This window comes from Bacillus sp. PSXD-155 (assembly GCF_049310765.1).
GTDB classification, from domain to species: domain Bacteria; phylum Bacillota; class Bacilli; order Bacillales; family Bacillaceae_G; genus Bacillus_A; species Bacillus_A cereus.
In genome coordinates, this window is record NZ_JBMOWC010000001.1 from 227,045 (window position 1) to 250,041 (window position 22,997).

Consider the following 22,997-nt stretch of genomic DNA (forward strand, 5'->3'; position numbering starts at 1 on the left):
ACTTGAAACCTTCTTCATCCTAGTATTTTCCCCGTTATTCTCATCATACTAGAAAACAAGGTCCCTCTCAATATAATTGTCTATTCAAGGAGATCGTTTGTGTAGAATTGAGAAAATAGAAGTAATTACGATTCACCTGCAACTACACAGGATTTTGCCAAACTTTATAGATTACTCTCTCTTCTTTAAAGCTCACTTCCGTATGAACTATAAAATCTTGATTTTGTGCTAGGAAAAACGAAAGAGCATACGCAATTTTATAATCCGGTGTTTCATATCCATCAAATACTCTCCCGTGCATTTCATTCGCAACCCCGTCTGCCCACACTTCAGCTTCTCTTACCGTTTCAAAGATAACGGCTTCTCCTTTCCACCTCATCTTAAAGAATCACTCCTTCCATTGACTTAAATTATCAAATTATAATATAGTAAATATTGTTAATCCAATAATCCGAATATAAAAAGGGGTCTATTATGCGACTATTACTACCTATTTTAACTTTAGTAGTAACATGTTTCCTTACTTTTAACGTACCGAGCTGGGATACGATTAAAACGGGGTGCTCAGAATTTGCTGAAGGGTTCAAAGAAGGATTTTTCAACTAAAAATAGCGCTAGCATCCTTATTCAAGGTATGCTAGCGCTATTCATATTTTCATCTTTTAAAAATTATCTAATGCTTTTTCCATAATGGAAACAGATTTAAAAGGCGGCGTGACTGTTAATGAACCTTTTACAACAGTTTCTCCTTTTTCATCATGAGCAGATACAAGCATATCAATTGTATGTTCCTCCTCAGAAACAGCCACAACTTCAAAGTGGATTTGTAACGTTTCATAATGGTGAACATGCTTCACGAACGTAAGGTCCTTTCTAGTAATATGACTTCCTGGACCCGGTAAATATTTCGTAACTGCCGTTGTAATCATTCCCGTTAGCATAATGCTTGGTACAATCGGCTTTTCATACGGAGTTTGGGATGCGTAATCATGCTGAATATATAATGGATTGGCATCATTCGTTAACCCTAAGTACAATAACAAATCTTTATCCTCAATTTTTTCAGTGATAGATAATTTCTCTCCTACTGTAATTTCATCCATTTTACGACCAATTTGAACTTTTTTCTTTAACATGTTACAACCCCCTCCGATTTTTTCACCTTATTATCCTACTAAAAGCGATACCTTATCCGAAATTTACTATGATGAGGGCAATGTATAGTATAAATCTATAGTTTCATTATAGGATACTACAAATGATAGCGTTTTCATATTATTTCAAAAAAACAATTCGGTAAATAGTAGAAAAAGATTCGGAATCCCGAATCTTTTTCACTACTATTCAATTATTAAACAAGAACTTTCATTACGTTACGTACAGATTCTACAGAGCGATCTAACGCTTCTTTTTCATCTGCAAGAAGTTCTAATTCAATAATTTTTTCAATTCCGTTACCACCTAGAATTACTGGTACCCCTAAGTAAAGGTCACTATAACCATACTCACCTTCAAGGTACGCAATAGCTGGTAATACACGGCGTTGATCTTTTAAGATTGCTTCTGTCATTTCAACTAAAGAAGCTGCTGGTGCGTAATATGCACTACCGTTTCCTAATAAGCCTACAATCTCACCGCCACCTTTACGTGTACGTTCTACGATTGCTTCTAAACGCTCTTTCGGAATTAACGTTTCTAACGGAATACCGCCTGCATAAGAATAACGCACAAGAGGTACCATGTCGTCACCGTGTCCACCAAGAACAAATCCTGTAATGTCTTTCACAGAAAGATTTAATTCTTGTGCGATGAATGTACGGAAACGAGCTGTATCTAATACGCCCGATTGGCCAATTACACGCTCTTTCGGGAATCCTGCTTCTTTAAATACAGAATATGTCATTGCATCAACTGGATTTGTTAACACAACAATAATTGCATTTGGTGAATGTTTTGCAATGTCGCGCGTAATACTTTTCATAATTTTAGAGTTCGTTGCTACTAAGTCATCACGGCTCATACCAGGCTTACGTGCAATACCTGCTGTAATAACGACAACGTCAGAATCAGCAGTATCTGCGTAATCAGATGTTCCAATAATGTTAGCATCAAAACCTTGTACTGGGCTCGCTTCTAACATATCTAACGCTTTCCCTTTTGTTGGATTTTCCAGTTGTGGAATGTCCACTAATACAACATCTGCAAGTTCTTTTTGTGCTAATAAGAATGCCGTTGTTGCTCCTGTAAATCCTGCACCGATGACTGAAACTTTCTTGCGTTTGATTGTCATAATTTACCCCCCGCTTTAATTATGCATTTTTGATTATCGCTACATCCATGTTTTTAATAAGCTCATTAGCAAACTCAGAACACTTCACTTCTGTTGCGCCTTCCATTAGGCGAGCGAAGTCATATGTTACTACTTTTGATGCAATTGTTTTCTCAACTGAATCTGTTACTAATTTCGCTGCTTCATTCCATCCTAAGTGTTCTAATAATAATACACCTGAAAGAAGAACTGAAGATGGGTTTACTTTATCTAAACCTGCATATTTTGGAGCTGTACCGTGTGTAGCTTCAAAGATAGCATGTCCAGTCACATAGTTAATGTTTGCACCAGGTGCAATACCAATTCCACCTACTTGTGCAGCAAGTGCATCAGAGATATAGTCACCATTTAAGTTCATTGTTGCAACAACATCGAACTCACGTGGACGAGTTAAAATTTGTTGTAAGAAGATGTCTGCAATAGAATCCTTTACGATGATTTTTCCAGCCACTTCAGCGTCTGCCATCGCTTTATTTGCTGCATCTTTACCATCTTTTTCAACAATGCGATCATATTCAGCCCAAGTAAATACTTTGTCGCCGAATTCTTGTTCCGCTACTTCGTAACCCCAGTTTTTGAAAGCACCTTCTGTAAATTTCATAATGTTTCCTTTATGAACTAATGTAACAGAAGAGCGTTTTTCATTAATTGCATATTGAATTGCAGCACGAACAAGACGCTTTGTCCCTTCTTCTGAGATTGGTTTAATACCAATACCAGATGTTTCTGGGAAGCGGATTTTATTAACACCCATTGCTTCTTTTAAGAAAGCAAGAACTTTTTCTGCTTCTGGAGATCCTTGTGCATATTCAATTCCAGCATAAATGTCTTCTGTATTTTCACGGAAAATAACCATATCAGTATCTTCCGGACGTTTTACAGGTGAAGGAACACCTTCAAAATAACGAACTGGACGTAGACATACATATAGATCTAATTCTTGACGAAGTGCTACGTTTAGAGAACGAATACCACCGCCAACTGGAGTTGTAAGTGGACCTTTAATTGCGATTAAATATTCGCGAATTAAATTTAAAGTTTCTTCTGGTAACCACTCGCCTGTTTGGTTGAATGCTTTTTCCCCTGCAAGCACTTCTTTCCAAACGATTTTCTTCTCACCATCATAAGCTTTTTCAACTGCTGCTTCTATTACGCGAGATGCAGCTGCCCAAATATCAGGACCAATTCCATCTCCTTCAATAAATGGAATAATCGGATTGTTTGGTACATTCATAACACCATTAGTTACAGTAATTTTTTCACCTGTCGTCAATGTGATAACCCCCATGTTTGAAATTTCATATGTATGAAACTGAGGGAATAACCCCTCAGTTCAAACCGTTAGTCAAATTAAAATATTCTAATCATTACATCTTTCCGAAAAAATCAGACTTTTGAAAGCGTATTTTCACTATCGAAATAGTGTTTTTCGCTTATCTTTGTGCGATTGGAACATACACTTGATGCGTTGGTCCATTATAATCAGCACGCGGACGGATTAAACGGTTGTTTTCATATTGTTCTAGAATATGAGCTAACCAGCCTGACATACGGCTAATTGCAAAAATAGGTGTAAATAAGTCATGGTCAATTCCTAAACAATGGTATACAGAAGCTGAATAGAAATCGACATTTGGTGGAAGACCTTTTTCTTTTGTTACAATGTCTTCAATTTTGATAGACATATTATACCATTTGTCTTCTCCTAAAAGCACGCATAATCTCTTAGACATTTCACGTAAGTGTTTTGCACGTGGATCACCTTGCTCATACACACGGTGGCCAAAGCCCATGATTTTTACTTTATTTTGAAGAGCATTATGAATATATGACTCTACATTTTCTTCTTGGCCAATTTCAGTTAACATCTTCATTACATTTTCATTTGCCCCACCGTGAAGAGGACCTTTTAATGCACCGATTGCTGCTGTAATACCAGAATATACATCTGACAGTGTAGCTACGCAAACACGTGCAGTAAATGTAGAAGCGTTTAACTCATGATCTGCATGAAGTACAAGTGCCTTATCAAAAGCTTCAATTTCAACTTCATTTGGCTCGCGATCATTTAACATGTACAAGAAGTTTGCAGCTAATGATAAATCTTTTCTTGGCTCAACAATATCTAAACCTTTACGGATTCTCGCGTAAGCAGCAACTAAAGTTCCCACTTGAGCCTGTAATTTAACCGCTTTCAAATAATTGGACTTTTCATCCATAATTTCAGCGCTCTCATCGTATAATGATAGTATGGAAATTGCAGTTCGTAAAACAGACATCGGATGTGCAATTTTTAAATCTACTTGTTTCAAATATGTTAAAATCTCACCTGGAACTTTATAGTATTCAGATACAATTTCATTAAATTCCGCTAGTTCTTTTTCATTAGGAAGCTTGCGGTGCCATAATAAGTACACTACTTCTTCAAACGTAGCATTCTCAGCTAAATCATCAATATTATACCCAACATAAGTTAATGTATCATCAATAATAGAGCTTACAGATGATGTTGTTGCTACTACCCCTTCTAAACCTCGAATAACAGTCATGACATTCTCTCCTTTTCCTGAAAATTCTCCCAACCTTGCTCCTTATATCTATTTGCTCCCCTTATGAATTATGAACGCCCGTTCACTCTTTAGGCAAGCAAAATGCACGATCATGCAAATTTGTTGCGGTGTTCCCCTCTTATTGTCCATTGTTTACATGGAAAGCATGAGCGTGAATGTCTCCCCGAATCCTCACGCTCAAAACAACAAGTTAGTGAGGAAAATACATTCCGAAGAGTTTTATGATAAAAACAACATAAAACAATATCATTATAAAATTGTTTTATGTTGTTTTTATTTTATCTGGTGTAAAGTCTCTGCTGTTATGTAACTTTTCAAAGTTTCTAATCCTATTATAAACAATTATCTGACTTTTGTGAACAGAAAGAATTCAAAAATTTTATATTACTATAAAATTCCTTATTTAAACATCTGTATAATACTCATAACCGCATAGGCAATTCCAGCCCCAATTAACGGACCAACAGCAACCCCATTAAATAACGCAACCGCTATAATTGTCCCAAAAACAAGCGCAGTTGTAATATGAGGATCCGTTGTCAACAATTGTACGCCGCCTTTCGCTAACAAAGCGACCGCTACACCTGAAGCTAAAGCAATCCACGCATAATACGATTTTGCCGCTTCTCCAAGTTGTTTAAAACCTATTTCCCCCGTCGCAATCGGTACGAGCACCGCTATTGTAATGACCGTTACACCTAGGTTAATTCCTTTCGTTTGTAAATAAGGAAAGACCTTATCTCCTAAAAACGTAAACTTCAATAGAAATAACACACCAATAGCTACAGTAAGCGATTGGTTTTTAGCAATAAGTCCTATAATAAGTAGTATGAATAAAAATAACGTTGACTGACTAATCATGTTTCCACTTCCTTTCTGAAAATAATGAACTCATTTCCAAACAAAAATACCTTTAAACCTATCGTTATACATGCTATATCGATGCCTATTCAACATGAATCACTTCATTTTTTATGCATTTTAAAATTTAAAAAAGAGACTTTCACCAAAAAAATTAAGCATGTATACATTTTTGAAAACAGTCGTCTCTTCTTTCTTTTCTAATAAGAAACAGGTAAAATAAAAAGAAGAGAAAATGAAGTTTTTACCATATAGTAGAAGCATCAACACCAAGCTTTCACAGTCACTCACATACTGAAAAAGCAGGAAAAATCCATCATTCCACTATAACATAAAGTGAAACTTTAATCAGTGGGACACACTCGTTATAAGTTGAACGAATTAGGATAATCCAAATTGGAATGGGAGGTATACATCTTTGAACCGAAACTTACTATATATGATATTGCGACTCATATTTGTCATTGTAGCAACGGTAGCTGGGTTCTATGTATTACTATATATGTCAGGGCTTATCTATCCTTTTATTATCGCTTTTGCATTTGCTTATTTGATTAATCCTGTCGTCAATTTCCTTAATCAAAAACTACAATTTCCTCGCGCACTAGCAGTACTCGTTAGCTTAATTCTCGTATTTGGAGCTATCGTCGGACTTGTTACATATCTTGTGACTGAAGCAATATCTGCCACAACATACTTACTACAACTTGTTACAGTAAAGTTTCCAGATATCGTTACATTCGCTCAGCAATTTGCACTTAATCATATTATGCCTCTCTACGATGATTTAATCTCTAAATTTAATCATCTTGGAGAACCACAGCGCTATACAATTACACAAAACATCCAAAACTTAGGAACAGAAGCAACAACACAAATGAAAGAACTTTTAACCGCCATTATAAGCGGGTTAACGAATTTCATTAGTGCACTGCCAACAACGTTAACTGTCCTTGTATTCATTTTATTAGCCACTTTCTTCATTAGTTACGATTGGCACCGTCTTGCTCAAAAAGCAAGAAAATTACTACCAAATCGTGTACATGGCTACGGAAAAACTATTTTTGTCGACTTAAAAAAAGCTTTATTCGGTTTTGTGAAAGCACAACTTACACTCGTATCTATGACAACCGTCATTGTACTGATTGGACTTTTAATATTACGCGTACCATACGCCATTACTATTGCGATTATTACAGGAGTTGTAGATTTACTACCCTATTTAGGAACAGGCGCGGTCTTCGTTCCGTGGGTTATATACGTATTTTTCACTGGCGATACCGGATTCGCCATTGGCCTTCTCATTTTATACATCGTCGTGATTGTCCAAAGACAAATTATGGAGCCGAAAGTACTTTCATCTAACATCGGTCTCGATCCATTAGCAACACTCGTCGCTCTATTTGTCGGCTTTAAGCTTTTTGGCTTTTTAGGATTAATCATCGGTCCAGTCACCTTAGTACTACTTAATACATTACACAAAGCTAATGTCTTCCATGACTTGTGGAAATATATTAAAGGTTCACCTTCAAAATAACAGTTTCTAATTCATACAAAAAATCAAGCTATAATCAGTGGGAAATTCCCACTGATTATTCCTTTTACTTATTTTTCACACTACTCACACGCAACAAGAGCATTACCCAGAAACAGGATAATCCTCTTGTTTTTTTGCATAAAAAAACACATATTCTAGTTAAAAATACATTTTTATTCTATTTTATCTATAATTATTACTTACATTTATTACTTTTTATGTAAATGAATAAATATACAAAATGGCATAAAATAAGGCTTCAACTAACAATCACCACCTTTTATATGAATTCTTTACACCAATCGCTCCTTTATATTCGAAAGCAAAACTTTAATTTGGCTGCATTTCGCACCATCTTATTCATCCAAATTAATAGCACTAAAAAATCACACGTTTAATCGAAGCACAACAAGAGTTCAAACGAAAATTATATAGCAAATATAATAAGCGGACGTTTTGTTCATCCCCACTCATCATCCCCCCACAAATAACGCGGTAAAGCAAAGCTTCAATCAGAAAGTTCCTCCCCTCTTACAAGACAAAAAAATAGCACTTAGATCGTTATAATCTAAGCGCTACTTCTGAATGATAATAGTAGAGTTCTTTCTAAACTTCCATTCCATCCACTTCATAACAAGCGGCTTCAATAAAGCTCTCGTAATAGGGATCACGCAGATAAACCCTAGCACATCTGTCACATAACCAGGAAGCACTAAGAGAATACCTCCTACAAATACAAAAATACCATCTAGTACTGCCTCACCTGGCATTTCCCCTCTATTCAACTTAGATTGAATCTCTCCAAGCACTTTAAATCCTTGTCTTTTCGCCAAATACACACCTACTACACCTGTAAATACAATCATAGCGAACGTAGACCATAAACCTATTACATGACTTGATCCGATTAAGACCGTAATCTCAATCGCCGGTATTAAAATAAACAAGAATAGTAACCACTTCATAGTTCTACACCTCTCTCACAACTCACTTTTAACACCCTCACAACGCCTATATACATCATATGAAATATAATACCCTTTCATATTAAAACCCATAACAAACAGCTTTTAAAAGCAATTCTAGGCGTTTTAAGCTAATTCTATCTCGTTTTTGTGTAAAAAAAAAGAGAAGGACTCCGATCCTTCTCTCCGTATTACTTATAGCACTTCCGCATGTCCATTATAAACAATTCCGCGTGCTGCATCAACTGTTACTTCTTGGCCATTTTTTAAAGTTGCTGTTACGCCGTTTACACCAACGATAACAGGAATACCGATTGATACGCCCACAACAGCAGCATGGCTTGTTAAGCCACCTTCTTCTACAACTAAAGCAGCAGCTTTTTCGATTGCAGGAATCATATCTTTATCAGTGCTTGTTGTAACAAGAATATCACCTTCGTTTACGTTCGCTACAGCTTCAGCAGCTGTTTTTGCTACAACTACTTTACCTTTTGCAGCTTTACGACCGATTCCTTGTCCTTTAGCAACTTCTTCACCAACAACGTGGATTTTCATTAAGTTTGTTGTACCAGTTTCAGCAACTGGAACACCAGCAGTAATTACTACAGTATCTCCAAGGCCGATTAGACCTGCATCCATACCTGTTTGAATTGCTGTATCTAACATTTCGTCAGTTGAAGCTGCGCGCTTCTCAGCCATAAATGCTTGTACACCCCAAACAAGTGCAAGACGACGTCCTACTTGCTCGTCAGATGTTACAGCTACGATTGGAGATTTTGGACGGTATTTAGAGATCATTTTTGCAGTATGTCCACTTTCTGTTGGAGCTACGATTGCAGCTACATCAAGAGCAAGTGCTGTATGCGCAACAGATTGGCTAATTGCATCTGTAATTGTTGGAGTGAACTCTTTAATACGTTTTTTGAACATATCTTCGTATTGTAATGATTTTTCAACACGTACTGCAATGTTAGCCATCATTGTTACTGCTTCTACCGGATATTGACCAGCAGCTGTTTCACCTGAAAGCATGATTGCATCTGTACCATCGAAGATTGCGTTAGCTACGTCACTTGCTTCCGCACGAGTTGGACGTGGGTTACGTTGCATAGAGTCTAACATTTGTGTCGCAGTAATAACTGGTTTACCTAACACGTTACATTTTTTGATTAGACGTTTTTGTACTAATGGTACTTCTTCTGGTGGAATTTCTACACCCATATCACCACGAGCTACCATTAAACCGTCAGAAACTTCTAAGATTGAATCGATGTTGTCGATACCTTCTTGGTTTTCGATTTTCGGTACGATTTGGATGTATTGAGCGCCATGCTCTTCTAATAATTCACGGATTTCTAATACGTCAGACGCTTTACGTACGAATGAAGCTGCGATGAAATCAACTTTTTGCTCGATACCGAAGATGATATCTTTTACGTCTTTTTCAGTGATACCAGGAAGCTTAATGCTTACGTTTGGTACGTTAACACCTTTTTTATTTTTTACAGTTCCGCTGTTAAGAACTTTTGTACGGATGTTTCCATCAGCTTTTTCGATTACTTCTAGTTCGATAAGACCGTCATCGATTAGAATGCGAGAACCTGGGTCTACATCGTCATAAAGACCAGCATAAGATACAGAGAACTTCTCTGCAGTACCTAATACTTGCTCAGTAGAAAGAACTACTTCTGCACCTGTTACAAGCTCAGCTTGTCCGTCTACGAAGTCGTGAGTACGGATTTCTGGACCTTTTGTATCAAGTAAGATACCAACTGTTTTACCAGTTTTCTTTGAAGCTTCACGAATGTTTTTAATACGAGCTCCGTGCTCTTCATGGCTACCATGAGAGAAGTTTAAACGAGCAACGTTCATACCTGCTTCAATTAATTGCTCTAATTTTTCAATACTTTCACTAGCAGGACCTATTGTACATACAATTTTAGTTTTACGCATATTGCACCTCCGAAAATTATGAAACCGTTCCCAAATATCCGACATTACGCCGATTAGATGGATAATTCTTTAGATAATTGATACATATCTTTATCGATTGTATGCTTTTGAGCTAACGCTTCGATAATATCATGATCAACAAGTTTGTTATCTTGAATACCTACACAACGTCCACCTCTACCAGCAATTAATAATTCAACTGCTCTTGCGCCAAGACGACTTGCTAATACACGGTCTTGTGCACTTGGTGATCCGCCACGTTGTACGTGACCTAATACAGTTACACGAGTATCAAAGTTTGTTGCTTCTTCAATGTGCTTACCGATGTCAATTGCACTTCCAACACCTTCAGCTACAACGATAATACTGTGTTTTTTACCACGTTCACTACCGCGCTTCAGACGAGCGATAACATCATCCATGTCATACTCTTCTTCTGGAATTAAGATTGTTTCTGCACCATCAGCTAAACCAGCCCATAATGCGATATCACCAGCGTGACGTCCCATTACTTCGATAACATATGTACGTTCATGAGATGTAGCTGTGTCACGGATTTTATCAATTGCATCAATAACAGTGTTTAAAGCTGTATCGAAACCAATTGTGAAGTCTGTTCCAGGGATATCATTGTCGATTGTACCTGGTACACCAACACATGGGAATCCTTGTTCAGTTAATTTTTTAGCGCCTTGGTAAGAACCATCTCCACCAATAACAACAAGTCCTTCGATACCATGTTTCTTTAATTGCTCAATACCTTTTAGTCGTACTTCTGGGTCTTTAAACTCAGGACATCTTGCTGTATATAATTTCGTACCACCGCGGTGGATAATATCGCCAACAGAACCAAGTTCTAATTTTTCAATGTGACCAGAAATTAATCCAGCGTATCCATGGTAAATACCATATACTTCAATATCATGGAAAATCGCTTTACGAACAACTGCACGAATGGCAGCATTCATACCAGGTGAATCTCCACCACTTGTTAATACACCAATACGTTTCATTTGTACTCACCTCATAAAGATTATTTGCCTTATAATAAAATAACACGAAAAAATATAAAAACACAATGGAGAAGATGTGTCTTTTCATAATAAAAACGTGCATTCGCGAAGAGGAACGCACGCTTTTCTTATTTTATCCCAATGGAAGCGTTTGAAAACGAAACTTGCCCAATTTTCATATATTTTTCATAACGTTTTTCGATTAATTCATCTTTCGAAATTCCGTTTAATTGTTCAAAAGTTTTTCTAATTATTAAGTCTATATTTTCTGACTGTTTTAAAAGATTACGGTGAGCTCCACCTTTTGCCTCTGGAATAATTTCATCAATTACACCTAATTCTTTCAAATCTGCTGCTGTAATTTTCATTGCTTCTGCAGCTTCCTTTGCTTTTCCTGCATCTTTCCAAAGAATTGCCGCTGCACCCTCTGGTGTAATAACAGAATAAGTGGAATTTTCTAGCATATGAATGTAATCTCCTACTCCAAGACCTAGCGCACCACCACTACCGCCTTCACCGATAACGATACAAATAACTGGTACCGTTAAACCTGCCATCTCAAATAGGTTGCGGGCAATAGCTTCACTTTGTCCACGTTCTTCAGCTGCTTTACCAGGATAAGCTCCCTTCGTATCGATGAAACAAATAATAGGACGATTAAACTTTTCCGCTTGTTTCATGAGACGCAGTGCTTTTCGATATCCTTCTGGATGAGGCATTCCAAAGTTACGGCGAATATTTTCTTTCGTATCTTTTCCGCGCTGATGCCCAATTACAGTTACAGGCATCCCTTTATATTTCGCAATGCCGCCGACAATCGCTGCATCATCGCCAAATAGACGATCTCCATGACATTCGAAAAAATCAGTAAATAAGTGCTCAATATAATCGAGCGTTGTCGGTCGTTCTGCATGACGAGCAATTTGAACACGGTCCCATACTTTTAGATTGCCGTATATATCTTCCTCTAAATTTTCTAGCTTTTCTTCCAAAATACGAATCTCCTCACTGAAGTCCATCTGGCTGTTTTTCGTATAGTCTTTCAGTTCACGAATCTTATTTCTTAGCTCAACAACTGGTTTTTCAAATTCTAGCTCTGCCATACAGCCAATTCCCCTCCTTGATGAACTTCTAAAATCTTGCGAAGCGATTCTCTCATATCATCACGATGCACCACCGCATCTAATTGACCATGATCTAGTAAGAATTCTGCCGTTTGGAAATCTTCCGGTAGTTTCTCACGCACCGTTTGTTCAATTACACGTCTACCAGCAAATCCGATAAGTGCACCTGGTTCTGCAAGATTATAATCACCAAGTGAAGCGAAACTCGCTGAAACCCCGCCCGTCGTTGGGTGAGTCATAACAGAAATAAATAACCCTCCTGCATTACTATGCTTTTTCAAAGCTACGCTTGTTTTTGCCATTTGCATTAAACTTAATATCCCTTCTTGCATACGGGCACCACCCGAAGCAGTAAAGATAATAAATGGAACTTGTAAGTCGTACGCCTTTTCAACCGCACGGGCGATTTTTTCTCCTACTACAGAGCCCATGCTCCCCATTCGAAAACGAGAATCCATTACTGCAACAACAACAAGCATGTCATCAATTGTTCCTTCACCAGTTACAACCGCTTCGTTCAATTCAGTCTTCTTACGATCGCTCTCTAGTTTCTCTTCATAACCTGGAAACTCGAGTGGATTTAATGAAACCATTTCTTTGTCATACTCACGGAATGACCCTTCGTCCAATATACTATCAAGACGTTCCCATGCATTCATAGGATGATGATATCCACAATTCACACATACTTTTAAATTTTTTAGAAGTTCTTTCGTATACATGATTTTTTTACATTCCGGACATTTTGTCATAACGCCATCTGGTACATCTTTTCGTACTTGTTCTGAAGGTATTGCAGCGTACTTTTTCTTTTTCACGAATAAATCTCTTAGCACAATTTGACCCCCTTCGTTGAGAGCTAAGGTTAGCGTAAGAAGAAAATGGGGCTAACACCAAAGTTTGATGTTAGCCTTATCTTCTCAATCTGTCTAATAACCTCACTCTTTACGTTTAACTTTAACCGCTACGCGGTAGAATGTTTGTCATAACGTGTCATGGTCATTTCGACAAATTTTATACATTACGAGTGAAACTGTATATTCTCTACTAATTCATCGTAAATTTTTAGTGCATCATTTTCTTGTTTTTCTTCCAAAGTAGCATAAAGCTTTCTATACATATCGATAGAATCTCTTGAAACTTTACAAGAAAGAGTTGCTACGTAATCATTTACGATCATCCAAATGCGATATAGTAAATAATTATCGACTTGTTCAATAAGTGTTTTAAAGAACGTTTGATGAAGCGTTGGGATTGAGCTTTCATTTTCTTCAAGTACTTGGTGTAATCTACTTAGTACTTTAGAAAACGTTTCTTTCGGTAAATTACATACAATTCGAATCATATCTTTCTCAAGCAATCGTTTTGTTTGTAATAAATCACGAATTGTTTTCTCATCTTGCAGTAAGAACGGAGCAATTAATTGTACAAGACCGTTATCATAAAAGTTTCGAATAAACGTCCCTTCACCACGTCTCGTTTCAATCAATCCTACCAGTTCTAAAGCACGCAATGCTTCTCTTACAGAGGAACGTCCTACGTTTAAGCGTGAACTTAACTCGCGCTCAGACGGCAAACGATCCCCCGCTACCAATCCATCCTCTTCCATAATGGAACGGATTTTTTTTACAATTTCGAGATATACTTTTGTATTTGATGATGTCAATGGAAATTCCTCGCTTATTCTTTACCAATCAGCGCTAATTGTTTTGTTTTTTCAGCGATCTCATTTGGATCTACTTGACGGCGAGCTACTCCTGTCTCCATTGCTGCTTTTGCAACGTAAGCCGCTACTTGAGGCGCTACACGCGCGTCAAATGGTGCTGGAATGATATAGTCTGCATTCAACTCATCTTCTGCTACAAGCTCAGCAATAGCCTGTACAGCTGCCATCTTCATTTCTTCGTTAATTTGTGTCGCATGTACGTCAAGTGCACCGCGGAAAATACCAGGGAACGCCAGTACATTATTTACTTGGTTCGGGAAGTCAGAACGACCTGTTCCAACAACAGCTGCGCCCGCTGCTTTTGCCAATTCTGGCATAATTTCTGGAACTGGATTTGCCATTGCAAAAATAATCGCATTGTCATTCATTGTACGAACCATCTCTTCTGTTAATGCACCTTCTGCAGATACACCAATGAATACGTCCGCACCTTGTACAACATCAGCTAAAGAACCTTCTATACGATTCTTATTTGTATATTTTGCAACTTCATCCTTCACCGGATTCATACCTGTAGGACGACCATCATAGATTGCCCCTTTACGGTCACACATAATAATGTCGCGTACACCATAGCGATATAAAAGTTTAATAATTGCAATACCTGCTGCACCTGCGCCATTTGCGACAACTTTAATGTCAGACATTTTCTTTCCAACTAATTTCAGTGCATTTACAAGACCTGCTACTGTTACGATAGCTGTTCCGTGTTGATCATCATGGAAGATAGGAATATTTGTTTCTTTTTTCAAACGCTCTTCAATAATGAAGCAGTTTGGTGCTGCGATATCTTCTAAGTTAACGCCGCCAAAAGTTGGCTCCATTAATTTTACAGTTTCAACAATTTTATCTACATCGTTTGTATTTAAGGCAATCGGGAATGCATCTACACCAGCAAAGCTCTTGAATAATACAGCTTTACCTTCCATTACTGGAAGAGATGCTTCAGGTCCAATGTTACCAAGACCAAGTACAGCCGTTCCGTCTGTCACAACTGCTACCATATTTCCCTTCATCGTATATTCATATACCTTACTTTTATCGTCATAAATTTCTTTACAAGGTTCTGCAACCCCTGGAGAATATGCAAGACTTAAATCTTTTGCATTTTCTACTTTTACTTTTGATACAGTTTCTAATTTTCCTTGATGCACTTTATGCATGTGAAGTGCTTCTTCACGAAGTGTTGACAAACTATCCACTCTCCTCAAATTATTCTTGCTGATATCAATTTCTCCAAGTGGTCTGACCACGAACACTACTACTATAATAATCGAAGTGTAGGGAAATTGTCCATTATATTTTCACAACTACATTTTCTTCCCCGACAATTTCACGAAGTGCTCCTAAACATTCTTCACTTGGATGAATCGATAAACTCCGAGATAATTGTACCATTTTATGTTCCTTTTCATAATAAATTAGTACTTTCGCAAAACCTGAATAGTCGAACAATATTTTCGTAACCTGATTTAAAAGCTTTTTGTCATACTGAGACGGCAATTTCACGTAAACAGATGCGTCTTTCTTTTCTTCATAAACATCCATTTCCTCTAGCGGATATAGTCCATTTACAATCCATTGCAGCTTATGATTTCTTAGCTCAATCATGCCGTCAACTAAAACAATTGCTCCTTCTTGTAACTTGTCCGAGAAATGTATATACGTTTCCGGGAAGAGGACTGCTTCCATTTCATCATTTTGATCACAGAATGTAATAAATGCCATCTTTTGAAACTTTTTCGTACGAATCACTCTCACACTTGTTATATACACAATAGCTCTTTGTACTTTTTTCTTGTGTCGCATCGCCTGAGCGAGAGATGGAATTTCTAATTCTTTTGCTAACTTTACATACTGCGCTGTCGGATAACTTGATAAATAAAAGCCAAGTGCTTCTTTCTCTTTATTTAGTTGTTCAATAAAAGATAGCTCTTCTCCTTGTACGTATTTTGATTTTGGAACAGCATCTCCTAAATCACGTGCGAGATTCGCGTACTCTAATGCCCCTTTAATACTTTTCCATAAATTCGTTCTCGAAACACCAAAATCATCAAAACATCCCGACCAGACGAAAGCTTCTAAATTGCGCTCCGTTACAAACTTTGACGGCAAACGGAGACAAAATTCAAACAAATCTTCGAACATTTTTTTCTCTCGTTCTTCTAATAATGCCGTCACTGTAGCCATTCCAATATTTCGAATCGAAAGTAAACTGTAACGTATCGCATTCCCCTCTATTTGGAAGTTGTAACCACTTTTTTGAAGAGACGGCGGCAAAACATGAAAACCTTTTCGCTTCGTTTCTCGTATATACTGTACAATTTTATCTTCATTTCCAATTGCACTTGATAATAGTGCCGTCATAAATTCCAGCGTATAGTTCGCTTTTAAGTAGGCAAGTTGATATCCGATCATACTGTAAGCTACAGCGTGACTTCGGTTAAAACCGTAATTCGCAAATCTTACAATTAAATCGTAAATTTTCTCAGCAGACGTCTCATCGTAACCATTTTGCAAACAACCTTGGACAAAATGCTTACGTTCCTGATCTAAAATATCACGATTCTTTTTACTCACTGCACGGCGCAGTAAATCTGCTTCACCAAGCGAAAACCCTGCTAACTTCGATGCAATTTGCATAATTTGTTCTTGGTATACAATGACGCCGTATGTTCTTTCTAAAATTGGATTTAAATCCGGATGTAAATATTCAATTTTTCTTTTTCCATGTTTCGATTCAATAAAGGTCGGTATCTGTTCCATCGGTCCCGGTCTGTATAATGAGTTAACAGCTACGATATCTTCAAACTCATTCGGTTTTAACCCGCGAAGTACATTTCGCATACCACCTGACTCAAGCTGGAATACACCTGTTGTATCCCCTCTCCCTAATAATTGGAACGTCTTTTCATCTTGAAGAGGTAAGTTTCTTATATCGATTTCTTTCCCTGTTTTGTTCGCGATAAATTTTACAATATTTTCAAGTAACGTTAAATTACGTAATCCTAAAAAGTCCATCTTAAGCAACCCAAGTTCTTCTAGCGCATCGGCTGGATATTGCGTAACATAAACATCGTTATGTCCTTCTTGAATTGCTACACTGCCTGTTAGCGGTTCTTGACTCATAATAACGCCAGCCGCATGAATAGACGTATGACGTGGTAAACCTTCTACACGTTTTGCGATTTCAAACACACGCTCATGCAGAAGATTCCCTTGTATAAACTCACGAAGTGATTGTGATTCTTCATATGCATCTTTTAACGTTATACCAAGCTTTGATGGGATAAGTTTTGAAAATATATCAATATCTCGCGGCGGAAGCCCCATTACGCGGGCAATGTCTCTAATTGCCGCTTTTGCTGCAAGCGTACCAAACGTTACAATTTGCGCAACACGGAGCTGACCGTATTTATCTTTCACATAGCGAATCATCTCATCACGTCTTACGTCTGGAAAATCAATATCAATATCGGGAAGCGTCACACGTTCAGGATTTAAAAACCTTTCAAATAATAGATCGTATTCAATCGGATCAATATCTGTAATTTCTAATACGTATGAGACGAGTGAACCAGCTGCCGATCCACGACCTGGTCCTGTTAAAATATGATTTTCATGTGCATACTTCATAAAATCCCATACGATGAGGAAATAATCACTAAATCCCATACGAGAAATAACATTTAATTCATGATTTAAACGCTTTATATGCACTTCTTTCGGCGCACCATATCGTTTCCGCAAACCTTCTTCACAAACACGACGCAAGTATATATCACTCGTTTCATTAGACGAAACAGGAAACTTCGGAAGTTGATTTACATGGAACGGTATTTCTACTTGGCAACGCTCTGCAATTTTCATTGTATTTTGGATTGCTTCCGGCGCATGGGAAAATAGTGCTTCCATTTCATCCGATGACTTTAAATAATATTGATCTGTTTTCAGCCTCGGCCTATCTGGATCAGTCATTTTCGTTCCACTTTCAACAGATAGTAAACATTCGTGAACAAGTGCGTCACTTTGATTGATATAGCGCACATCGTTTGTTGCAACGACTGGAATATTAACCCTACTAATAAATTCAGGTAGTTTCTCTTGTAAAAGCAACTCATCTTGAATCGCATGATGCTGCAAACTCATATAAAAATGGCCGAACATATTTTGATATGTGCGAGCTACTTCTTCAGCCTGACTCTCATTGTCTTCTAGTAATAATTGCTCAATTTCGCCATCTTTACCTGGTGAAATAGCAATTAATCCTTTCGCATAATGCGCAAGCCACTTCTTAGGAATACCTTCTTTGGATTTTGTCATAATACTGCTAGAAATCTTTAATAAATTTTGGTAGCCTATTTCATTCTCAGCAAGTAATACAAGCGGATAAGACCTTTCTTCTTCTTCACTAAAAATAGAAGCGGTTAATCCAATAACAGGCTGTATACCATGTTTCTTACATGCTTTATAAAACGGAATAACGCCATACATAACATTTTCATCCGTAATAGCCAGCGATGAAAAACCAAGTTCTTTCGCCCTGACTACAAGCTCATCAATTTTACAAGCACTTTTTAATAAACTAAAAACGGTTTGACATTGTAAATGCACAAACTTCACTGTTGTACCCTCTCTTTACCTATTTGACTACTTTTATTATAGGTGATGAGGAAAGCGGAAATCAAAACATACTTCTTATACTTTGTCCATATATATGAAGAAGAAAGGGGAATGACGATGGATGTAAGAGAACATACTTTTTTCTCTCTGCTTATTATTAGTTATTTTATTGCCTTTGGGGTTATACTTGGCGGTTCATTAATTGGTGGATTTGGTGCGTTTCTTATCGGAAAACCAGCTCTAACTTACATTAATCAATTCGCCCAAAATTTAAGAATTTGGGCACTCGTTGCAGCAATCGGTGGAACATTCGATACCTTTTATAGCTTTGAAAGAAGTTTCTTTGGCGGAGATATGAAAGATATCGTAAAACAAATTCTCCTTATTTTTTTCGCAACTGGTGGTATGCAAACAGGTCTCATTATTATTAAATGGCTAACGCAGGAACATGTATGAGAGTACCAAGTGCCAATACAGCAAAAAGATGGTACTTAGTATTAGCTGGTGCTGCTGTTGGAGGCGTGTTGAGCTGGTTTATTTTTTTGTACATATACGGTGTTTTTCAAGAAGAACAAGCTAGTAAAATAGCAGAACAAAGAGAAATTATAGAAAAACAAGAAGCAAAGCTCCACGTCCTTCTCGAAGATCAAGAAAAATTGAACACTGAAAATAAACGGCTCTTAACCATTCAAGAGATTAAAATAAAACTTATCAATCGGGAAAAATACGATTTAGACAATCTTACACTCGAAAATATGACTACATCTATCCATAATGATCTCCAGCATCTTTTAACGAAAAACATTCAAAGTATCGCAAAAAATAAAGACCTACTCAAAAAGGTAATCGAAAACAAAACGTACAAACATTACGATCGACTATACCGTTTTAAAGTCGATACAATATCTTTTGATACAGTGCTTGAAATTAGCATTACTATAGAAAAGGAAAAATAAAGAAGGAGGGCTTTAGCGCCGCTCCTTCTTTTCGTTCTAACATATAGTCCCTTATTTACAAATCTCACGTAAATCAGCAAAAAGACGATCCGCTTCTTCCCAAGAAGATGCCTTGGCACCAGAAGCCATCGGATGTCCTCCGCCGTTATATTGCATTGCCAATTTGTTTATAACTGGTCCTTTTGAACGAAGACGAACACGAATTACGTCGTCTTCCTCTAAAAATAGAACCCACGCCTTTAATCCATCAATATTGCCAAGCGCTCCAACAACACCAGATGCTTCAGAAGGAAGTACATCAAATTCTTCTAATACTTCTTTCGTTAATTTAATGTAAGCTGCTCCTTCTTCTACCATCGTAAAGTTTTGTAAAATATAACCGTTTAAACGAGCAATTTTTTCTTTTGTCTTATACATTTCATTGTATAAATCTGTGAATTTCACACCCATGTCAACAAGCTCACTTACGTAACGAAGTGTTTTTGCTGTCGTATTTGGGAATAAGAAACGACCTGTATCTCCAACAATTCCTGCTAAAATAAGGCGGGCTGCTTCTTTTGTTATTTTTAATCCTTTATCTTTTCCATAGTTATAAAACTCATAAATCATTTCACTTGTCGAACTCGCTGTCGTATCTACCCACGTAATATCTCCATATGGATCTTCATTTGGGTGATGATCAATTTTAATTAACATCTTCCCTTTTGTATAGCGTTGATCGTCAACACGTTCTTGATTCGCAGTATCACAAACAATAACAAGCGCATTTTCGTATATACTATCTTCAATATCATCCATTACTCGTAAGTATGCTAACGATGGTTCATTGTACCCAACCGTATAAATATTTTTCTCTGGAAACGATTCTTTTAAAATTGTACCAAGGCCACCCTGTGAACCTAATGCATCTGGATCCGGACGCACGTGGCGATGAATAATAATTGTATCAAACTCTTTAATTGCTCCTAAAATTTGCTCATGCATATGTATAATCTCCTTTTTAATCAACTTCTTCACTTTATCTCTCATTATAACGGAAAGTATTTCATACATGCGAACAATTGCTTTATAATAAAAGTTAGAAAGTTTAGATATTTCTTTTTTCTCCACTATTTTTTTCATAAAACGATGGGAGTGTTCATTATGCCAGTATTAGTCTTCTGTATTATCGTCTCATTTATGTTGTATCTCTTCTACAAAACAAAATACTTTCGTACAAACCGCCCAATGGAGAAAGGTTGGCTCTCTGGAAAATCCGCAATGGCACTCGGTTCATTCGTCTTATTCTTCGGGATAAACCAATTCTTTTTAGAACTTTCAACCGCTCGTATTATCGTTGGTATCTTATTCGTTCTATTTGGTAGTGCAAGTGTATTTAATGGATTTCGCCAATACAAACATTTCTTACCATTAGCAGTTAAAGAAGCAGAAGTCTATGAAACAACGTAAAAAAGCATCAAAATTGTGATGCTTTTTTACGTCCTCTAACTTTTAAAATCATATATGCGACAAACGCAGATGGTATATTAAATGGGTTACCTTGTACGTGAAAATGTAATTGTTCTTCTCCAAAAGACATTTTTTCATATAGCTCTCGCTGAGATAATCCTGTCTTTTCCTTTTTTTCATGTAAACCTTGTAAATATAAATATTGGATCGGTATCATTACAAGAAAGTAAAATAATGCGATACTACCAAAAAAGAGTACGGCTGACGACATAATGTATACCACCTTTCATAAATCCATTTTCTTACAATATTATCATAACACAATATACAACCAAATTGAATTACTATTCTGTCTTTTCTTGCGTTACTTTTCCACTCCACCCCATACATATTTCACTAAAACTCTCATCTAAAATCATGCCTTTCAAATTTAAAACAACAAAAAAGATGGAACAAATCAAAACGATTTGTTCCATCTTTTTATTTATCAATTAACTGAACCATAAGTAATGCTTTTCCAACGACATTACCTTCATGATGCACCTCTACATCAACCTTACCAAATTTACGCCCAATTTCTAATACTTTCGGATGAACGGATACAACATTATCAATTTGAACCGGCTTTACGAAATAAATTGTTAAGTTTTCAACAATTAAATCGCTTTTCTTTTGCGCACGAATAACGCGATTTGTCGCTTCTGTCACAATTGTTGCAAATACACCGTACGATAACGTTCCGATTGAGTTCGTCATTTGCGGCGTCACTGAAAATTGATATAGATGCTCATTTTTCGCTTCTTTTGGCGTCATAAATTGATTCGTTACAATATCATCAATTGTTTCTCCAACTTGTGGCTGACGTTGAATCATTTGCAGTGCCTGAAGTACATCTTGACGGCTAATGATACCTTGCAGTTTATTTCCTTCCTCAACGACAGGAAGTAATTCAATTCCTTCCCACACCATCATACGTGCCGCAGCTGCGACAGACATTTTACCATTCACTGTAATTGGGTGTTTTGTCATTACTTTATCAATTGGTGTTTCTTTCGCTACACCGATCATGTCTTTTGAAGTTACGATTCCTAGCACTTTTTTATTTTCATCGACAATTGGATATCTTCCGTGCATTGTCTCTTCATTATATGCATGCCATTGCTGTACTGTATCATGTGGCTTTAAATATAACGTTTCTTCAATTGGTGTTAAAATATCCTCAACAAGTACAATTTCTTTCTTAATCAGTTGATCATAAATTGCACGGTTAATTAACGTCGCGACCGTAAATGTATCGTAGCTACTTGAAATAATCGGCAGCTTTAATTCGTCTGCTAATTTCTTCACATGATCTTCTGTATCAAATCCACCCGTAATTAATACAGCGGCTCCAGTTTCTAGCGCTAATTGATGTGCATTCGTACGGTTACCAATAATGAGTAAATTCCCAGCTTCTGTATAGCGCATCATCGCTTCTAATTTCATAGCTCCGATTACGAATTTATTTAATGTTTTATGTAGTCCTTCTCTGCCCCCAAGTACTTGACCGTCGACAATGTTAACGACTTCTGCATATGTCAGTTTTTCGATATTTTCTTTCTTCTTTTGTTCAATTCGAATTGTTCCGACACGTTCAATTGTACTAACATACCCTTTATTTTCTGCATCTTTAATTGCACGGTAAGCTGTCCCTTCACTTACACTCAAATCTTTCGCAATTTGTCTTACAGAAATTTTATGGCCTACTGGCAGGCTATTAATATGTTCTAAAATTTGGTTATGCTTGGTAGCCAAATGGTTTCACCATACTTTCTTTTCCCTAAATTCTTCATGTGTTGTACTTTCAGTATACTATATTTTCAAAACTGTTACACTCTCTCTTTGCATACCT

At 37.0% G+C, this 22,997-nt stretch carries 22 protein-coding genes; 5 read left to right on the plus strand and 17 right to left on the minus strand.

From position 1 onward, the window contains the following. Positions 1-142: 142 nt before the first annotated feature. Entirely contained in the window at positions 143-379 is a 237-nt protein-coding gene (locus tag ACO6VI_RS01130) for a hypothetical protein (protein WP_001267348.1), read from the minus strand. Positions 380-474: 95 nt separating this feature from the next. Here ACO6VI_RS01130 and ACO6VI_RS01135 point away from each other — a divergent pair, with 95 nt between their 5' ends. Then, the gene (locus ACO6VI_RS01135) at positions 475-606 is read left to right on the plus strand and encodes a hypothetical protein (protein ID WP_001238014.1); all 132 of its coding nucleotides are present in this window, start codon (positions 475-477) and stop codon (positions 604-606) included. Between the two features lie 56 nt (positions 607-662). Here ACO6VI_RS01135 and ACO6VI_RS01140 read toward each other — a convergent pair whose 3' ends face one another. The 5 genes from ACO6VI_RS01140 to ACO6VI_RS01160 all read right to left on the minus strand — a co-directional run bounded on the left by ACO6VI_RS01140 (position 663) and on the right by ACO6VI_RS01160 (position 5,760). Then, positions 663-1,136, minus strand: a complete 474-nt coding sequence (locus tag ACO6VI_RS01140) for a MaoC family dehydratase (RefSeq protein WP_000914180.1) — start codon at positions 1,134-1,136, stop codon at positions 663-665. A 215-nt stretch (positions 1,137-1,351) separates the two neighbouring features. Continuing rightward, a complete protein-coding gene (mdh, locus tag ACO6VI_RS01145) occupies positions 1,352-2,290 on the minus strand; it encodes a malate dehydrogenase (RefSeq protein WP_000153232.1) in 939 nt (312 codons plus the stop codon). A 19-nt stretch (positions 2,291-2,309) separates the two neighbouring features. Continuing rightward, complete coding sequence (gene icd / locus ACO6VI_RS01150; protein ID WP_000206893.1) at positions 2,310-3,602, minus strand: NADP-dependent isocitrate dehydrogenase; 1,293 nt, start codon at positions 3,600-3,602, stop codon at positions 2,310-2,312. A 160-nt stretch (positions 3,603-3,762) separates the two neighbouring features. After that, positions 3,763-4,911 (minus strand): citrate synthase, encoded by a 1,149-nt coding sequence (gene citZ, locus ACO6VI_RS01155; protein ID WP_422422962.1) that lies wholly within the window; start codon positions 4,909-4,911, stop codon positions 3,763-3,765. 387 nt (positions 4,912-5,298) lie between these two features. Beyond that, positions 5,299-5,760 (minus strand): DUF441 domain-containing protein, encoded by a 462-nt coding sequence (locus tag ACO6VI_RS01160; protein ID WP_000625507.1) that lies wholly within the window; start codon positions 5,758-5,760, stop codon positions 5,299-5,301. 418 nt (positions 5,761-6,178) lie between these two features. On the opposite strand from ACO6VI_RS01160, the gene ytvI reads away from it, so the two are divergent. Continuing rightward, positions 6,179-7,297, plus strand: coding sequence for a sporulation integral membrane protein YtvI (ytvI, locus tag ACO6VI_RS01165; protein WP_023523156.1), 1,119 nt, complete (start codon positions 6,179-6,181; stop codon positions 7,295-7,297). A gap of 575 nt (positions 7,298-7,872) precedes the next feature. Here the strand turns inward: ytvI and ACO6VI_RS01170 are convergent. The 8 genes from ACO6VI_RS01170 to dnaE all read right to left on the minus strand — a co-directional run bounded on the left by ACO6VI_RS01170 (position 7,873) and on the right by dnaE (position 18,701). Continuing rightward, positions 7,873-8,262, minus strand: coding sequence for an FxsA family protein (locus ACO6VI_RS01170; protein ID WP_000871631.1), 390 nt, complete (start codon positions 8,260-8,262; stop codon positions 7,873-7,875). Positions 8,263-8,457: 195 nt separating this feature from the next. Then, complete coding sequence (gene pyk / locus ACO6VI_RS01175; protein WP_001232667.1) at positions 8,458-10,215, minus strand: pyruvate kinase; 1,758 nt, start codon at positions 10,213-10,215, stop codon at positions 8,458-8,460. 53 nt (positions 10,216-10,268) lie between these two features. Then, complete coding sequence (pfkA, locus tag ACO6VI_RS01180; protein ID WP_000821158.1) at positions 10,269-11,228, minus strand: 6-phosphofructokinase; 960 nt, start codon at positions 11,226-11,228, stop codon at positions 10,269-10,271. A gap of 128 nt (positions 11,229-11,356) precedes the next feature. Then, the gene (accA, locus tag ACO6VI_RS01185; RefSeq protein ID WP_063548746.1) at positions 11,357-12,331 is read right to left on the minus strand and encodes an acetyl-CoA carboxylase carboxyl transferase subunit alpha; all 975 of its coding nucleotides are present in this window, start codon (positions 12,329-12,331) and stop codon (positions 11,357-11,359) included. After that, the gene (gene accD / locus ACO6VI_RS01190; protein ID WP_000942855.1) at positions 12,319-13,188 is read right to left on the minus strand and encodes an acetyl-CoA carboxylase, carboxyltransferase subunit beta; all 870 of its coding nucleotides are present in this window, start codon (positions 13,186-13,188) and stop codon (positions 12,319-12,321) included. The genes accA and accD overlap by 13 nt, the downstream gene beginning before the upstream one ends. Positions 13,189-13,373: 185 nt before the next feature. Further along, a complete protein-coding gene (locus tag ACO6VI_RS01195; RefSeq protein ID WP_000204444.1) occupies positions 13,374-14,018 on the minus strand; it encodes a FadR/GntR family transcriptional regulator in 645 nt (214 codons plus the stop codon). Positions 14,019-14,032: 14 nt separating this feature from the next. Next, positions 14,033-15,241 carry an NAD(P)-dependent malic enzyme gene (locus ACO6VI_RS01200; protein WP_161114790.1) on the minus strand — a complete coding sequence of 403 codons (1,209 nt, stop codon included), beginning with the start codon at positions 15,239-15,241 and terminating at the stop codon, positions 14,033-14,035. Between the two features lie 133 nt (positions 15,242-15,374). Continuing rightward, entirely contained in the window at positions 15,375-18,701 is a 3,327-nt protein-coding gene (gene dnaE, locus ACO6VI_RS01205; RefSeq protein ID WP_063548748.1) for a DNA polymerase III subunit alpha, read from the minus strand. 42 nt (positions 18,702-18,743) lie between these two features. Between dnaE and ACO6VI_RS01210 the strand changes: the two genes are divergently transcribed. Both ACO6VI_RS01210 and ytrI read left to right on the plus strand, forming a co-directional pair. Continuing rightward, positions 18,744-19,157 (plus strand): YtrH family sporulation protein, encoded by a 414-nt coding sequence (locus ACO6VI_RS01210; protein ID WP_002005839.1) that lies wholly within the window; start codon positions 18,744-18,746, stop codon positions 19,155-19,157. Beyond that, positions 19,154-19,657: a sporulation membrane protein YtrI gene (gene ytrI, locus ACO6VI_RS01215; RefSeq protein WP_001265736.1), complete on the plus strand. Its 504-nt coding sequence runs from the start codon at positions 19,154-19,156 to the stop codon at positions 19,655-19,657. The genes ACO6VI_RS01210 and ytrI overlap by 4 nt, the downstream gene beginning before the upstream one ends. A gap of 51 nt (positions 19,658-19,708) precedes the next feature. Here ytrI and ACO6VI_RS01220 read toward each other — a convergent pair whose 3' ends face one another. Beyond that, positions 19,709-20,641: a DHH family phosphoesterase gene (locus ACO6VI_RS01220; protein WP_053563565.1), complete on the minus strand. Its 933-nt coding sequence runs from the start codon at positions 20,639-20,641 to the stop codon at positions 19,709-19,711. Positions 20,642-20,800: 159 nt separating this feature from the next. Between ACO6VI_RS01220 and ACO6VI_RS01225 the strand changes: the two genes are divergently transcribed. After that, positions 20,801-21,106, plus strand: a complete 306-nt coding sequence (locus tag ACO6VI_RS01225) for a YtpI family protein (RefSeq protein WP_001144766.1) — start codon at positions 20,801-20,803, stop codon at positions 21,104-21,106. A gap of 7 nt (positions 21,107-21,113) precedes the next feature. Here the strand turns inward: ACO6VI_RS01225 and ACO6VI_RS01230 are convergent, their stop codons facing one another. Both ACO6VI_RS01230 and ACO6VI_RS01235 read right to left on the minus strand, forming a co-directional pair. Next, positions 21,114-21,377, minus strand: coding sequence for a DUF3949 domain-containing protein (locus ACO6VI_RS01230; protein WP_000093046.1), 264 nt, complete (start codon positions 21,375-21,377; stop codon positions 21,114-21,116). Positions 21,378-21,586: 209 nt separating this feature from the next. Continuing rightward, complete coding sequence (locus tag ACO6VI_RS01235) at positions 21,587-22,900, minus strand: CBS domain-containing protein (protein WP_000201579.1); 1,314 nt, start codon at positions 22,898-22,900, stop codon at positions 21,587-21,589. Positions 22,901-22,997 lie beyond the last annotated feature (97 nt).

What these genes read in the sequence shown, in the direction of transcription:
- ACO6VI_RS01130 (WP_001267348.1), bottom strand. Translation starts at nt 379, where the DNA reads ATGAGGTGGAAAGGAGAAGCCGTTATCTTTGAAACGGTAAGAGAAGCT.
- ACO6VI_RS01135 (WP_001238014.1), top strand. Translation starts at nt 475, where the DNA reads ATGCGACTATTACTACCTATTTTAACTTTAGTAGTAACATGTTTCCTT.
- ACO6VI_RS01140 (WP_000914180.1), bottom strand. Translation starts at nt 1,136, where the DNA reads ATGTTAAAGAAAAAAGTTCAAATTGGTCGTAAAATGGATGAAATTACA.
- mdh (WP_000153232.1), bottom strand. Translation starts at nt 2,290, where the DNA reads ATGACAATCAAACGCAAGAAAGTTTCAGTCATCGGTGCAGGATTTACA.
- ACO6VI_RS01160 (WP_000625507.1), bottom strand. Translation starts at nt 5,760, where the DNA reads ATGATTAGTCAGTCAACGTTATTTTTATTCATACTACTTATTATAGGA.
- ACO6VI_RS01170 (WP_000871631.1), bottom strand. Translation starts at nt 8,262, where the DNA reads ATGAAGTGGTTACTATTCTTGTTTATTTTAATACCGGCGATTGAGATT.
- pyk (WP_001232667.1), bottom strand. Translation starts at nt 10,215, where the DNA reads ATGCGTAAAACTAAAATTGTATGTACAATAGGTCCTGCTAGTGAAAGT.
- pfkA (WP_000821158.1), bottom strand. Translation starts at nt 11,228, where the DNA reads ATGAAACGTATTGGTGTATTAACAAGTGGTGGAGATTCACCTGGTATG.
- accA (WP_063548746.1), bottom strand. Translation starts at nt 12,331, where the DNA reads ATGGCAGAGCTAGAATTTGAAAAACCAGTTGTTGAGCTAAGAAATAAG.
- ACO6VI_RS01200 (WP_161114790.1), bottom strand. Translation starts at nt 15,241, where the DNA reads ATGCATAAAGTGCATCAAGGAAAATTAGAAACTGTATCAAAAGTAAAA.
- ytrI (WP_001265736.1), top strand. Translation starts at nt 19,154, where the DNA reads ATGAGAGTACCAAGTGCCAATACAGCAAAAAGATGGTACTTAGTATTA.
- ACO6VI_RS01220 (WP_053563565.1), bottom strand. Translation starts at nt 20,641, where the DNA reads ATGCATGAGCAAATTTTAGGAGCAATTAAAGAGTTTGATACAATTATT.
- ACO6VI_RS01225 (WP_001144766.1), top strand. Translation starts at nt 20,801, where the DNA reads ATGCCAGTATTAGTCTTCTGTATTATCGTCTCATTTATGTTGTATCTC.
- ACO6VI_RS01230 (WP_000093046.1), bottom strand. Translation starts at nt 21,377, where the DNA reads ATGTCGTCAGCCGTACTCTTTTTTGGTAGTATCGCATTATTTTACTTT.